This window comes from Syntrophotaleaceae bacterium, assembly GCA_041390365.1.
Classification (GTDB): Bacteria; Desulfobacterota; Desulfuromonadia; order Desulfuromonadales; family Syntrophotaleaceae; genus JAWKQB01.
Genome location: JAWKQB010000002.1, coordinates 1,015,705 through 1,029,359 on the forward strand (window position 1 = coordinate 1,015,705; position 13,655 = coordinate 1,029,359).

Consider the following 13,655-nt stretch of genomic DNA (forward strand, 5'->3'; position numbering starts at 1 on the left):
TGCCGATGAAGGAAAAGAGATCCTTTACCATCAAAAACCGACTCGGATTGCATGCCCGTGCTGCCGCCCTGCTCGTTCAGACGGCCAGCAATTTCCGGTCGGATATTATCGTCACCAAGGACGGTGAGGAGGTCAGCGGCAAAAGTATCATGGGGATACTGATGCTCGCCGCCCCCCAGGGATCGCGAATCGAAATCGCAGCATGCGGTGAAGACGCCGGTGAAGCGCTCGCCGCCATCGGGAAATTGATCGATGATGGATTCGGAGAAGACTGAAATCAGCAAGGGCCGGGAAGAAAGGATCCTCTTCGGTATCGGTGCATCGCCGGGGATTGCCATCGGCTCCACCTATATTCTTGACCGGACACGGATCAAGGCTGTAGAGCGCATCATTCCCCCCGAAGAGACCGAAGGGGAGATCCAGTCCTTCCGGGAAGCTGTTCTAAAGGCGAAACTGCAGCTGGAGAATGTCAAAAAGGGGGTTGCCGATCACCGCCTTGTCGAACATCTGCACATTATCGACACTCATCTGCTCATCCTCGAGGACCAGATGCTGATCGGGGACACGATCCGAATCATCCGGGAGGAGAGGATCAACGCCGAAGGGGCGCTCAAGCGCACCCTGGACCGGTTCCGGGAGGTTTTCGACAGCATTCAGGATGAGTATCTGCGGGATCGTCGAACCGATATCGACTCTGTGGGCGAGCGGCTGCTGCGCAATCTTATCGGCCAGACCGAACAATCCCTGTCGGAGATCGACCGCAAGGCGGTGGTGGTGGCCCATGATCTTTCTCCCGCCGATACCATGCAGATGGATAAGAGTTGCATCATCGGTTTCATTACCGATGTGGGGGGACGGACGTCGCACACTGCCATTCTCGCCCGCTCCCTGGGAATTCCGGCGGTCATAGGTCTAGAGACGGCTACGGTTCAGATCCGCGAATCGATGCCCGTCATTATCGACGGTACCAGCGGCACGGTCATTCTCAATCCCCAACCCGACACCTTCAAGCGGTATCTCGAAAAAAAACAGTTCTATGAATATCTGGAAAAGGAACTGGCCAGCTACCGCCGGCTGGCGGCCGAGACTCTGGACGGCCACCGGATCATACTCCGCGGCAATGTCGAACTGGCCGAGGAGATTCCCCTGGCCTTGCGGGAGGGCGCTCAGGGAGTGGGGCTGTTCCGCACAGAATTCCTTTACATGAACCGTTCCAAACTGCCCACGGAAGAGGAACAGTACCAGACATACCGTGAGGTGGTCGAAAAGATGGCTCCTCATCCGGTCACCATCCGCACCCTGGATGTCGGCGGCGACAAGCTTGTCTCCGGGATCGATCTGTCGGATGAGGGGAATCCGGCCATGGGTTTGCGGGCGATCCGTTTTTCCTTGAAGGAACGCAAGCTTTTCGAAACCCAGCTGCGTGCCATCCTGAGAGCCTCCCAGCATGGCCGGGTCAGGATTCTCCTGCCCATGATCACCGGTCTGGCTGAAATCGAAAGCTGCAAGAAACTGCTGGAAAAGATCAAACAGGATTTGCGCAATGAAGGGTTTGCCTTCAAGCCCGACGTAAAACTCGGCATTATGGTCGAGACCCCCTCGGCAGCCATGATCGCCGAACTGCTGGCCCGTGAGGTTGATTTCCTGTCGGTAGGAACCAACGACCTGATTCAGTACTGCCTGGCCGTGGACCGTGGCAACGAGCATGTGGCCTATCTTTACGAACCCCTTCATCCCGCGGTGCTCAGAGCACTGCAGATGACCTGCCAAGCCGCCCGCAAGGCGGGTATCGAGGTGGGCATCTGCGGCGAAATGGCATCGGAGCCTCTCTATACACCGGTACTGCTCGCTTTGGGATTCGACGAACTGTCCATGAATGCCCCTTACATTTCGAAGGTCAAGCGGATCATTCGTCAGGTCCGGCGGGATGAATGCGTCCGCCTGCTGGATGAACTGTTCCGGTTGGGCACAGCCCCCGAAGTCGCCAAGCGGCTCGAGGTGGAAATGAAAAGCAGATTTCCCAAACTGTTCGGTTCAGACGCCGGTTGCTGAAAAACCGTTCGACAGGCCTGTCGAGGGTAATTTCTTGACAGGCCGGCGGGTTTTTTTATAGCATTCCCTGTTTATTTTCCAATAACCAACGATAGGAGGATTCTGCTCCATGGCCATGACCGATTTTCTTTTTACGTCCGAGTCTGTCAGTGAAGGGCATCCCGACAAGGTGGCCGACCAGATTTCCGACAGCGTGCTTGATGCCATTATCGCCCAGGATCCCCTTTGCCGGGTGGCCTGCGAAACCCTTGTCACCACCGGGATGGCCATGATCGCCGGCGAAATCACCACCAATGCCCGAATCGATTATCCGGAGGTGGTCCGGCAGACCATCAGAGAGATTGGCTACGACGACTCAAGCATCGGCTTCGATTGGGAAACCTGCGCAGTGCTGGTTTCCATAGACCGGCAGTCTCCTGACATCTCACAGGGCGTTACCGAAGGGGAGGGGCTTTTCAAGGAGCAGGGCGCGGGAGATCAGGGGTTGATGTTCGGCTATGCCTGCGACGAAACTTCGCAGCTGATGCCCATGCCTATCGTATTCGCCCATCGTCTGACCCAGCGGATGGCCGAAGTGCGCAAGACAGGGTTGCTCAACTTCCTGCGCCCGGACAGCAAATCCCAGGTTTCCATTCAGTACATCAACGACAAGCCGATCCGGGTCGATACCGTTGTTGTTTCCTCGCAACACGTTCCTGAGGTGGCTTACGAAACCCTCCGCGAAGGTCTCATCGAAGAAGTGGTGAAAAAGGTCATTCCCATGGATATGCTCGATGAGAATACCAAATATTTCGTCAACCCGACCGGTCGCTTCGTGGTCGGCGGGCCCCAGGGGGACTGCGGACTGACCGGCCGAAAAATCATTGTCGACACCTACGGCGGGCATGGGTCCCACGGCGGTGGAGCCTTCTCCGGCAAGGACCCCTCCAAAGTTGACCGCAGTGCCTCCTACATGGCCCGCTATGTAGCCAAGAACGTGGTGGCAGCCGGTCTGGCGAAGAAATGCGAGGTTCAGATCGCCTATGCCATCGGTGTAGCCGAACCTGTATCGATCATGATCAATACCTTCGGCACCGGTGTCATCCCTTCCAACCAGATTGCCCGGGTGGTACGGGAAGAATTCGACATGCGGCCGGCGGCGATCATCAAAACCCTCGATTTGCTGCGGCCCATCTACAAAAAAACCGCAGCCTACGGACACTTCGGCCGGGAACTCCCCGAGTTTACCTGGGAGCGCACCGACCGCATCGACTCCTTGCGGCAGCGGGCGGGAATCTGAGAAATCCCGCGGATAGTTGGAAAAGGCGCGCCTGTGGGTGCGCCTTTTCTATTCTTTTGGTTCAAGTCATGTCTCATCAGATCGGTTTTCCTCTTTCCATAATCGTTCCGGTGTTTAACGAGGCCGATCGATTGGCTGACCTTTTCGCTGAATTGGAGCGGCAGCAGGCGGTTGCTTTCGAGGTGCTTATCTGTGATGGGGGATCCACCGATGAAACCCTCGAAGCGGCTCGCCGATTGGGCGAAAAGGCCTCTTTCCCCTGCCGCATCCTGATCAGTCCGCCAGGTCGAGGCCGGCAGATGAATGCCGGTGCCGTTGCCAGCGGAGGCCGTTTTCTGCTGTTTCTGCATGTCGACAGCTCCTTTCCCGATTCCGGGGCATTAGCCAAAGGTCTGCAGGCAATGGCAGGAGAAATGGAGCGCCGCGGGAGCGACAGGGTCGCCGGGCATTTCGCCCTCAGGTTTCAACGGGAGGGTTCTTCCCCATCCCTGGCCTACTATTTCTATGAGGTAAAGGCCTGTCTTGGCCGGCCGGGAACGATTCATGGTGATCAGGGTTTTTTGTTGCCCCAAAAATTTTTTCGCCTCATAGGCCCGTTTGACGAGTCTCTCGGCTACATGGAAGATGATCGCCTTGCCGTGAGAGTTTTTCAGAAGGGATGCTGGAGTCTGTTGCCCGCCCGTTTGCAGACCTCTGCACGCCGGTTTGAAAGGGAGGGGTTCTTCCGCCGTCAGGTCCTGAACGCCCTTATTATCTCCCTGGAAGAGGCCGGTCGAAATGATCTGCTGCAAGAACTCCCCAATCTCTATCGCCACCAGCAGGCTGCCGGGCGACTCCGGGTGAAGCCCTTCTTCGCGAGGGTCCGCAGGGCTCTTTGTGACCTGTCGGCAGAGGAGCGCCGCTGTTTTTGGGACTCCTCGGGGCGTCTACTGGCTGCCAACATCTGGCAGATTTTTCTGCTGGCCGACGCCTGGCGCGGCTACCGGAAAGACATTCCTCAGGAAACGGTATCGATCGATGCTCTTTCCTGGTATGAAAAGCATCTGGAGAAAACGTTTAAAAGCAGTTTTGGGATTAAACTCTGCATTCTTGCCACCTGGCTCTGGCTGCACTTGCAGGCAGGATTTCCAATGTTATCCAGTCGACGGGAAGTGTGATAGTATTAGAAACGTAGACCCGCTATCTTAAAAGGAGGTTCCGATGCGTTCCATCTTATTTGCCGTTTGTTGCCTCTCTCTGCTTGCGTCTGCCTGTACATCCTACAAGGCCCAGGAAGTGCCCTTCCGTGCCCCTTCGGCTTACGGCAACATGCAGGCGGTCGCCGGAGCCGAGGTCGCCGCCCAGGCTTTTTCCGACAATGCAGCGGCCAAGCAGGCCTTTGGTTTCGACATCCGTTCCGCTGGTCTGCTGCCGGTCCAGGTCGTTATCGATAACGGCCCTGGTGCCGCCCTGATGGTCGTGCCGGAGCAGACTTTTCTCATCGACGCCGAGGGCAACCTCTGGAATCTGCTCGACAGCCGCACCGCCTATCAGCGGGTGGAAAGCAGTTCCGAATATGCCCGGATCGCAAAGGGGGGCGGGCGTGGCGCCCTGCTGGGTAGTGCGGGGGGTGCCGTCCTCGGTGCGGCCATCGGCATCCTGACCGGTGAAAACATCGGCTCGGCAGCGTTGGCCGGCGGCGCCTTGGGAGGTGCCGGAGGTGCGGTGGTCGGCGGGACACAGGCCGGAACCTCCACCGACGCCAGCCGCCAGATCGCCCGTGATCTCGCAAGCAAGGAGCTGGTCAACCAGGCGGTGCAGCCCGGAGATCTGGCCACCGGTTTCCTCTTTTTTCCCGGTGAGGCCGCTTCCGCCTCCCAGTTGCGGATGCAGCTCAAGGAGGAACAGACCGGGCGGGTGCACAAGGTTCTGCTGCCTCTGAAGTAACGGAACCCCTGATTTTTCAAAGCGAGCCGAAAGGCTCGCTTTTTTTTGCCTTGACGGAAAGATTTTGGCATGTTAAATCAAAATTCGTTGATCTATTAAAGTAATAAACTTGGATGAAATATGTTGCTGACCTTGAAGGCTCTGGCGGATTCCTCTCGCCTGCGCCTGCTGGCCGTTCTGGCCGGCGGCGAATTCACCGTGCAGGAATTGACGGCCATTCTAAAAATGGGTCAATCGAGAATTTCCCATCATCTGAAGGTTTTGGCGAGGGAAAAACTGGTAACCTTCAACCGCCAGGGAACCTGGGCCTACTATCGTTTGCAGAAAGACAACCCCCTGTTCGGGGAAATTTGGCCCGCCCTGGAAAAACGTCTGCACCTGCTGCCGGAAGAAGCCGGGGATCGCCGCCGCTTGCTGGAAGTTCTGGAAAGCCGCCGGCGTCGCAGCCAGTTTTTTTTCGATGCCTTTGCCGAGCAGTGGGATCAGCTGTCGCGGCAGGTTCTGCCCACGGCCGATTATCAAGCTCAGCTGTTGGGGATGATTCCTTGTTGCAGGATATTGCTGGAGGTTGGGGCCGGCACCGGCGGGCTTCTGCCTGCCCTTTGCAACAAAGCCGACCGTCTGCTGGTAGTCGATCATTCCCGGGCCATGCTGGACAGAGCCATTGCTCGCTCCGAGGAGGAGCGGCTCTGCGCCATCGATTTTCGGCTCGGGGATATGCATCATCTGCCCCTTATGGATGGAGAAACAGAGTGGGCGGTCCTCAATATGGTGCTTCACCATGCCGCCAATCCTTCGGCTGTTCTGCAGGAACTGGTCCGGACGATCTCGGCCGGCGGGGGCCTGCTGATTGCAGATCTGCAGCGGCACGATCAGGAATGGACCCGGGAGAAGATGGCAGATCAGTGGCTCGGCTTCGAGGCCCGGGAGATTGAAGAATGGATGATGGCCGCCGGGTTCACCGACATCCGGTCGGAAAGGGTTGCCGGAGGGCCGGAAGAGCTCGATGTTCTGCTGTGTGTTGCGTGGAAAAAATGAATTGCCACGTATCGGTGTCGGTATCGCATACCGATAGCGATCCCGACCCCGTTTTTTTACTGTAACTAAAGCCAACCTAAAGGAGTTTTTACATGAAACGGCAGGCGAAAATCGCGCCCGATTACCTGGTCAAGGATATGGCCCTGGCCGATTGGGGACGGAAGGAAATCCGCATGGCCGAAGCGGAAATGCCCGGTCTGATGGCCCTGCGGGAAGAGTTCGGAGAATCCCGCCCCCTGGCGGGAGCGCGCATCACGGGCTCCCTTCATATGACCATTCAGACGGCTGTTCTGATCGAGACGCTGGTCGCCCTCGGCGCCGAAGTTCGCTGGGCGAGCTGCAACATTTTCTCCACCCAGGATCATGCCGCCGCCGCCATCGCCGCAGCCGGCATACCGGTTTTCGCCTTCAAGGGGGAAACACTGGAGGAGTACTGGCAGTTCACCAAAGCTGCCCTTGCTCACGAAAAGGGGCCCAACCTGATCGTGGATGACGGCGGGGATGCCACCCTGCTGGTGCACCGGGGAGCGGCCAGGGAAGCGGAGTTCGAGAGAACCGGCCAGATCCCGCCTGTTTCCGCTGAAAACAAGGAGCTGGCGATCGTCGACCGCTTGCTTAACGATACACTGCGGGAGGATCCCCACTGCTGGCGGCGGATGGCCAAGGGGCTGGTCGGAGTCAGCGAAGAGACCACCACCGGGGTTCACAGGCTTTATCACATGGCCCGGGAAGGGCGGCTGCTGTTTCCTGCGTTCAACGTCAACGATTCCGTCACCAAGAGCAAGTTCGACAATCTGTACGGCTGCCGGGAGTCCCTGATCGATGGCCTCAAGCGCGCCACCGATGTCATGGTGGCGGGCAAGAAGTGCGTCGTGCTCGGCTACGGGGATGTCGGCAAGGGGTGCGCCCAGGCCTTCCGCGGCATGGGCGCCATGGTTCATGTCACGGAAATCGATCCGATCTGCGCTCTGCAGGCCGCCATGGAAGGCTTTCCCGTGGTGCGTATGGAGGAAGCCTGTTCCTGGGGGGACATTTTCGTCACCACCACCGGCAACGTCGATGTGATCACCCGTCAACACATGAACTGCATGAAGGACGAGGCGATCGTCTGCAACATAGGGCACTTCGACTCTGAAATCCAGGTCGATGCATTGTACGACGATCCGGCTCTGAAAGTGCACGAGGTCAAGCCTCAGGTCGACCAGATCGAGTGGCCCGACGGCAAGCGTATAACTGTTCTGGCGCGAGGCAGGCTGGTCAACCTCGGCTGCGCGACCGGTCATCCCTCTTTCGTCATGTCCGCGTCCTTCACCAACCAAGTGCTGGCCCAGATCGAACTCTGGACACAGCAAGGCAAGTACGGCAACCAGGTTTACGTCCTGCCGAAACAGCTGGACGAAAAAGTCGCCCGCCTGCATCTCGGCAAACTGGGCGCACAACTCACCGAGATGACTGAAAAGCAGGCCGATTACCTCGGTGTCCCGGTGGCCGGACCCTACAAATCGGAACACTATCGGTATTAAAGGTAACGATTGACCCCGATACAGATCTCTAACCCGGGTTAATTCAGGGCGCCGCAGTTGCAGCGCCCTGATTTTTTTTGAGAGATTAATTTTCTCGAGACAGGAAAAGCCAGCCTCCCAGAAGCAGAAACAGAAGGTTGGCGGACCAGGCGGCGACCAGGGGTGGCAGGATCTGGGAGTAGCCGAAGGCGAGCAGAATCGCCTGGAGGATGAAGAACAGGATTCCGATGGCCACGCTGATGCCGATGCCCAGGGCCGGACTGCTTTTTCGGCCCTTGCTTAGAGCGAAAGGGATACCGAGGAAACCCATGATCAGACAGGAGAAGGGGTAGGCGATACGGGCATGCATGTCCACCAGGAAGCGGGTGGGGTCGAAACCGTCCTGACGCAGTTTATGGGCCAGCTGCTTCAAGGCCCGGTAGTTCAGGTCTTCGTTTCGCTTGCTTCCCGGCACGCGGAAGTCGGCAGGGGTGATGCTTATGGGAAGGGTGTCCTGCTCTGCTTGCTCGACAGCGATGATAGCGCCTGTTGATTCCTCGAACCGGCGGCGGACAACCTCGGTCGCCAGCCAACCTTTATCCGAATGGGTGGCTTGAGCGGCATCGATTCGCTCCCGGAGTGTGAAGCGTTCGTCGAACCGCAGCACGGAAACCCCTTGCAGGGTGGCGGTTTCGGGGGAGGCGAAGCGGATGTTAACGATGTTTTTGCCGTCCCTCAGCCAGAGGTTGTGCCGCCTGTATATTACGACGGGTTTTCCCTCCACGGCACTCTCCAAAATAAAGTTGGCTTTGCGGATGGTGGAGGGGACCAGGTATTCTCCCGTTGCCAGACTGGCCATGGACAGAAGCAGACAGGCCGTCAGCAGAGGCGCCGTAATCCGCAAAAGGCTGATTCCGGCGCTGTGCAGAGCAGTCAGTTCGTTGTATCGGGACAGGTTGCCCAGAGTGGTGAAAACCGCCAGCAGGCAGGCCAGCGGCGCCACCTGGGTGGCGATAAAAGGTATTTTGTTGAGAAAATAAACCAGGTACAGGCTGAAGGCGGCACTGTGTTCGATAAAATTATCGACCCGCTCGAAAAAGTCCACCAACAGGTAGAGACCGGTGAAGGCCGCAAGTGCCAGGATGAAAACGCGCCCGAACGAGGCCGTCAGATAGCGGGTGAGAATTGTCATGATTTTTTCCTCCCGGGGAGAAGCCGGGTCAGGGCCGGGAGGAGGTTCCCTTCCAACCAGGAGAAAAACTTCAGAGATCTTTCCTCCGCAGTGCGGCGAAAGATAAACAGCCCGCATGCCAGAAAGAGCAGGTTGGGCAGCCAGATGATCGAAACCGGTGCATTGCCGTCGACAACCAGGGTCTCCGTGAAGGAGGATAGCAGGTAATAGCAGAGAAATGTGAAGAGACCGAGAGCGAAGGCGCCTCCACGGCCTGACCGATGCGGCTGGATACCGAGCGGGATGCCGATCATGGCGAACAGCAGCGGTGCCAGGGGCAGTGCGTAGCGCGAGTGCAGCTCGGTCAGAAGCTTCCCCCGTCTGTCGCTCTTTTCTTCAATGGCTGCCTTAAGTTCCCCAAGACCCATCTCTTTCGGTTTTTTGCCTTTGCGGGCATCCTCTTCCAGGCCAGTACGGCCGAGTTCGAGATTGATGTCGTAGTCGACAAACTGCAGGATCTGATAAGCGTTTCGTGGACTGTTCGTGACCCGGCGATGGATGACGCCGTTTTCCAGACTCAGCACCATGCTCATGGTATCGCGGTTCGGCGCGAGCCGCCCACGGGCGGCGGTGATAATAGAAGGCAGGTTTTCATTGCGTTCGTCGGAAATGAAAACCCCCTGCATGACTCCGGTCTGATCATCGATTTCATTGGCATACAGGATCAGACCGTCGAAGGTGTCGTTGAAGACATTGGGCTGCAGGGCGACGCTGGCGCGACTGGCGCTGATCTTGAAAAGCTGTTGCCGGAAAGCATTTTCACTGGCCGGGCGCAGGACCAGGGTCGTAAGGCCGGTCATCAGGCTGACGACCAGACCCAGTGCTACGACCGGGGCAGCCAGTTGATAAAGGCTGATTCCGTTCGATTTGCAGGCCGTGATTTCACGATCGGCGGAGAGCCTGCCGAAGGCGAGCATGACGCCGAGCAGAAAGGAAAGAGGCAGGGTGACGACCAGGAAGGAAGGCAGCAGAAAGAGAAACAGACGGGCAATATCCAAGGGAGGAACCCCCTTGTTGATGACCAGCTCAACAAGTTTCAGGATTTTCCCCAGGAGGAGGACGAAAGTGAAAATCGCCACAGACATGACGGTAGGGACGGCGATTTCCCTGAAGATATAACGGTGAATGAGGGTCCTGGACATGGTGAGGCATGTTAATATAGAACCTGCGGTTGGAGCAACCGGGTAAAGGCCGATGACCGCCATTTTTATCCTTGCCATGGTCATACATACATGCTAAATACACGTGTTGTCCAAAACAGCACGCCCCTGGACCCTTTCAGAGGTGCTTCGAACTTCGAAGTTCTGAAGGGGAGCGAAGGGGGCGGAAGACCAAACCAAACAGTAAAGGAGAAAAAACCAGCATGGCCCAGATCACCATGAAGCAACTGCTCGAGGCCGGTGTCCATTTCGGTCACCAGACCAAGCGCTGGAACCCCAAGATGAAGCCTTACATCTTCGGCGCCCGCAACGGAATCTACATCATCGACCTGCAGAAAACCGTCCGTTACTTCAAGAATGCCTACAATTTCATCCGCGAAACCGTTCAGAACGGGGAAAAAGTTCTTTTCGTCGGCACCAAGAAGCAGGCCCAGGATGCCATTCGCGAGGAGACCGAGCGCGCCGGTCAATTCTTTGTGGACAATCGCTGGCTCGGCGGTATGCTGACCAATTTTTCCACCATCAAGCGTAGCATCGAACGGCTCAAGAAGATTGAAATGATGTCGCAGGACGGAACCTACCAGCTCCTGACCAAAAAGGAAGTGCTGGGACTCGAACGGGAAAGGGAAAAGCTGGAGAAGACCCTTGGCGGTATCAAGGGGATGTCAAAGCTTCCCGGAGCCATTTTCGTGATCGATCCGAAAAAGGAAACCATCGCCGTCAAGGAAGCCCGCAAGCTGGGTATCCCCGTGGTCGCCGTGGTGGATACCAACTGTGATCCCGATGATATCGACTATATCATTCCCGGCAATGACGATGCCATCCGTGCCATCCGGCTGTTTGCAGCCCGCATGGCGGATGCCTGCATCGAGGGCGGCGAAGCCCGTCAGGCCGAACTGCGCACCGATGAAGAGGAAGGTGCCGCGGTTGAAACTGCCGCTGCCGTCGAAGCTGTCGTCGAGGAAGACGAAGCAGCCTCCGGCGAAGCCTGATTTCATACCAGCAATACGCCAAGGGCGGTCGGGACACCGGCCGCCTTTTTTAAACCCGATTTGGCCTGATCCGTAAGCGGGAGGGATCCGTCAGGCGGTTTCGGGGTCGCCAACAATCAAAAACGGTGCCGGCAGGGTTGTGCTTTCTCTGCCGGGAGCCGCACAGGAATAGAAAAGGAGGATTTCGAGGTGAACATTTCTGCTTCAATGGTTTCCGAACTGCGCGCCAAAACCGGTGCCGGCATGATGGACTGCAAAAAAGCCCTGACCGAAGCGGCCGGCAACATGGACGAGGCCGTGGACATTCTGCGCAAAAAAGGTCTTTCCGCCGCCGCAAAAAAGGCTGGCCGGATCGCTGCGGAAGGGCTTGTCGTGGCTGCCGGCGCAGGCAATGTCGGTGTTCTGGTGGAAGTGAACTCCGAGACCGACTTCGTCGCCAAGAACGAGGCCTTCCAGAATTTTTGTGCCGGTGTGGCGCAGAGTGTGCTGAACAGCGCCCCCGCCGATCTTGAAGGTCTGATGGCGGCACAATTCCCCGGTACCGGCAGAACCGTTGCCGAGGAGCAGACCCATCAGGTTGCCACCATTGGTGAAAATATCAATGTGCGCCGTTTCTGCCGGTTCGAAGTGCCGGCCGGTGCCGTAGTCTCCTATGTTCACGGTGTGGGCAAGATCGGAGTACTCGTCGAGCTGGCAACCGAAAAGGCTCAGGAGGAGAAGGTGATGTCCTTGGGCCGCAATCTGGCCATGCACGTCGCTGCAGCCAATCCCCAATACCTGAATCGTGCCGAGGTTCCTGCCGAAGTTGTAGCAAAAGAGAAGGACATCATGAGGGCAAAGGCCAAGGACAGCGGCAAGCCCGACAATATCATCGAGAAGATCATCGAAGGTCAGGTCAACAAGTTCTTCGGTGAGGTTTGCCTTCTGGAGCAGGCCTATGTCATCGATCCCGACCAGAAGGTCGAAAAGGTGGTGGCCGGCGTCGCCAAGGAAATCGGCAGCAGCATCGTCCTGAACCGTTTTGCCCGGTTCGCTCTTGGCGAAGGTATCGAGAAGCGGGAAGATGATTTCGCTTCCGAAGTCGCATCCATGACCAAGTAATCCGGTAGGGAGAAATGACAGCAGACAAGCCGAGATACCGCAGGATCCTGCTCAAGCTCAGCGGCGAGGCGCTGGCCGGTGACAAGGGGTATGGAATCGACCCTGAAGTCCTGGCCTTTCTTGCCGGGGAAATCCAGGAAGTGCTGGACATGGGCGTCCAGGTCGCCGTCGTTATCGGAGGGGGCAACATTTTCCGTGGGATGGCAGCCGCGTCCAAGGGTATGGATCGGGCCGGGGCCGACTATATGGGCATGCTGGCCACGGTGATGAACAGCCTGGCTCTGCAGGATGCCCTCGAGCAGATCGGCATTGTGACCCGGGTGCAGACCGCGATCGAAATGCGCGAAGTGGCCGAGCCCTACATTCGCCGCAGGGCCATCCGGCACCTGGAAAAGGGTCGGGTGGTTATCCTGGGTGGTGGGACCGGAAATCCTTACTTCACCACCGACACGGCTGCCAGCCTGCGAGCCATGGAGATCGGTGCCGAGGTCATTCTCAAGGCCACCAAGGTGGACGGCGTCTACAGTGCCGATCCCTGCAAGGTGAAGGACGCCGTAAAATTCCCTCGCCTGACCTATCTCGACGTACTGAAAAAAGGTCTCAAGGTGATGGATGCCACGGCCACTTCCCTCTGCATGGATAATGATCTGCCCATCGTGGTTTTTGAACTGGCCCGGCGGGGAAACATCAGGAAGGTCATCCTCGGTGAAGAGATCGGGACCATTGTCAAAGGAGACTGACTGCCATGTACGCTGATGTTATCAAGAGTGCCCGTAGCGCCATGGAAAAAGCTATCGAGGCACAGAAGAAAGATCTGGCCCGGGTCCGAACCGGACGGGCCAGCACCAACCTTCTCGATGAAATCCGGGTCAATTACTATGGCACCCCCACTCCACTCAACCAGGTCGGTACGCTGGCCGTTCCGGAAGCGAGGCTGATTACCATCCAGCCCTGGGAAAAAAATCTGATTCCGGAAATCGAAAAGGCTATCCTCAAATCCGATCTGGGTCTCAACCCGGCATCCGACGGCAGCCTGATTCGTCTCGTCATTCCCCCTCTGACCGAAGAGCGGCGGAAGGAGATGGTAAAGATGGTGCGGAGGATGTGCGAGGATACCCGAATCTCCATTCGCAATCTTCGCCGGGATGCCAATGAGTCTTTGAAAAAGCTTGAAAAAGACAAGGAAATCAGTGAAGACGAGCTGAAAAGGGGGGAAAAGGAGATCCAGGAACTCACCGATCAGTACGTCAAGAAGGCGGATGAAGTGGTCGCCGTAAAAGAAAAGGAAATCATGGAAATCTGACGGCCCTGCCTCCTTGCCAAGGGCAGTCGACCAATGACCGCCGGAAAAGGGCAGGGATGACCCCCGGCTTC

Annotated in this window: 13 protein-coding genes; 11 read left to right on the forward strand and 2 right to left on the reverse strand. The window is 57.4% G+C overall.

The window, feature by feature from the left end:
• Positions 1-5: 5 nt before the first annotated feature.
• The 7 genes from R2940_11795 to ahcY all read left to right on the forward strand — a co-directional run bounded on the left by R2940_11795 (position 6) and on the right by ahcY (position 7,818).
• Complete coding sequence (locus R2940_11795; protein ID MEZ4600460.1) at positions 6-275, forward strand: HPr family phosphocarrier protein; 270 nt, start codon at positions 6-8, stop codon at positions 273-275.
• Positions 253-2,052 (forward strand): phosphoenolpyruvate--protein phosphotransferase, encoded by a 1,800-nt coding sequence (gene ptsP, locus R2940_11800; protein ID MEZ4600461.1) that lies wholly within the window; start codon positions 253-255, stop codon positions 2,050-2,052. Before R2940_11795 ends, ptsP begins: the two co-directional genes overlap by 23 nt.
• Before the next feature lie 115 nt (positions 2,053-2,167).
• The gene (metK, locus tag R2940_11805; protein MEZ4600462.1) at positions 2,168-3,331 is read left to right on the forward strand and encodes a methionine adenosyltransferase; all 1,164 of its coding nucleotides are present in this window, start codon (positions 2,168-2,170) and stop codon (positions 3,329-3,331) included.
• 68 nt (positions 3,332-3,399) lie between these two features.
• A complete protein-coding gene (locus R2940_11810; protein ID MEZ4600463.1) occupies positions 3,400-4,488 on the forward strand; it encodes a TIGR04283 family arsenosugar biosynthesis glycosyltransferase in 1,089 nt (362 codons plus the stop codon).
• A gap of 43 nt (positions 4,489-4,531) precedes the next feature.
• Complete coding sequence (locus R2940_11815; GenBank protein ID MEZ4600464.1) at positions 4,532-5,257, forward strand: hypothetical protein; 726 nt, start codon at positions 4,532-4,534, stop codon at positions 5,255-5,257.
• 120 nt (positions 5,258-5,377) lie between these two features.
• Complete coding sequence (locus R2940_11820; GenBank protein ID MEZ4600465.1) at positions 5,378-6,295, forward strand: metalloregulator ArsR/SmtB family transcription factor; 918 nt, start codon at positions 5,378-5,380, stop codon at positions 6,293-6,295.
• Between the two features lie 92 nt (positions 6,296-6,387).
• Complete coding sequence (ahcY, locus tag R2940_11825; GenBank protein ID MEZ4600466.1) at positions 6,388-7,818, forward strand: adenosylhomocysteinase; 1,431 nt, start codon at positions 6,388-6,390, stop codon at positions 7,816-7,818.
• Positions 7,819-7,903: 85 nt separating this feature from the next.
• Here ahcY and lptG read toward each other — a convergent pair whose 3' ends face one another.
• Positions 7,904-8,989, reverse strand: a complete 1,086-nt coding sequence (gene lptG, locus R2940_11830) for an LPS export ABC transporter permease LptG (protein ID MEZ4600467.1) — start codon at positions 8,987-8,989, stop codon at positions 7,904-7,906.
• Entirely contained in the window at positions 8,986-10,170 is a 1,185-nt protein-coding gene (gene lptF, locus R2940_11835; protein ID MEZ4600468.1) for an LPS export ABC transporter permease LptF, read from the reverse strand. The genes lptG and lptF overlap by 4 nt, the downstream gene beginning before the upstream one ends.
• Before the next feature lie 221 nt (positions 10,171-10,391).
• On the opposite strand from lptF, the gene rpsB reads away from it, so the two are divergent.
• From rpsB to frr, 4 genes are all read left to right on the forward strand, one after another.
• Positions 10,392-11,180 carry a 30S ribosomal protein S2 gene (gene rpsB / locus R2940_11840; GenBank protein MEZ4600469.1) on the forward strand — a complete coding sequence of 263 codons (789 nt, stop codon included), beginning with the start codon at positions 10,392-10,394 and terminating at the stop codon, positions 11,178-11,180.
• A 189-nt stretch (positions 11,181-11,369) separates the two neighbouring features.
• Positions 11,370-12,281 carry a translation elongation factor Ts gene (tsf, locus tag R2940_11845; protein ID MEZ4600470.1) on the forward strand — a complete coding sequence of 304 codons (912 nt, stop codon included), beginning with the start codon at positions 11,370-11,372 and terminating at the stop codon, positions 12,279-12,281.
• 14 nt (positions 12,282-12,295) lie between these two features.
• Positions 12,296-13,021 (forward strand): UMP kinase, encoded by a 726-nt coding sequence (gene pyrH / locus R2940_11850; GenBank protein MEZ4600471.1) that lies wholly within the window; start codon positions 12,296-12,298, stop codon positions 13,019-13,021.
• A gap of 5 nt (positions 13,022-13,026) precedes the next feature.
• On the forward strand, positions 13,027-13,584 hold the full coding sequence (frr, locus tag R2940_11855; GenBank protein ID MEZ4600472.1) for a ribosome recycling factor: 558 nt from the start codon (positions 13,027-13,029) through the stop codon (positions 13,582-13,584).
• Positions 13,585-13,655: the final 71 nt, after the last annotated feature.

Bases quoted from the DNA above. Each gene is read 5' to 3' on its own strand.
- R2940_11795 (MEZ4600460.1), top strand. From the start codon at position 6: ATGAAGGAAAAGAGATCCTTTACCATCAAAAACCGACTCGGATTGCAT.
- rpsB (MEZ4600469.1), top strand. From the start codon at position 10,392: ATGGCCCAGATCACCATGAAGCAACTGCTCGAGGCCGGTGTCCATTTC.
- lptG (MEZ4600467.1), bottom strand. From the start codon at position 8,989: ATGACAATTCTCACCCGCTATCTGACGGCCTCGTTCGGGCGCGTTTTC.
- R2940_11815 (MEZ4600464.1), top strand. From the start codon at position 4,532: ATGCGTTCCATCTTATTTGCCGTTTGTTGCCTCTCTCTGCTTGCGTCT.
- R2940_11810 (MEZ4600463.1), top strand. From the start codon at position 3,400: ATGTCTCATCAGATCGGTTTTCCTCTTTCCATAATCGTTCCGGTGTTT.
- R2940_11820 (MEZ4600465.1), top strand. From the start codon at position 5,378: ATGTTGCTGACCTTGAAGGCTCTGGCGGATTCCTCTCGCCTGCGCCTG.
- pyrH (MEZ4600471.1), top strand. From the start codon at position 12,296: ATGACAGCAGACAAGCCGAGATACCGCAGGATCCTGCTCAAGCTCAGC.
- frr (MEZ4600472.1), top strand. From the start codon at position 13,027: ATGTACGCTGATGTTATCAAGAGTGCCCGTAGCGCCATGGAAAAAGCT.
- lptF (MEZ4600468.1), bottom strand. From the start codon at position 10,170: ATGTCCAGGACCCTCATTCACCGTTATATCTTCAGGGAAATCGCCGTC.
- metK (MEZ4600462.1), top strand. From the start codon at position 2,168: ATGACCGATTTTCTTTTTACGTCCGAGTCTGTCAGTGAAGGGCATCCC.
- ptsP (MEZ4600461.1), top strand. From the start codon at position 253: ATGATGGATTCGGAGAAGACTGAAATCAGCAAGGGCCGGGAAGAAAGG.
- ahcY (MEZ4600466.1), top strand. From the start codon at position 6,388: ATGAAACGGCAGGCGAAAATCGCGCCCGATTACCTGGTCAAGGATATG.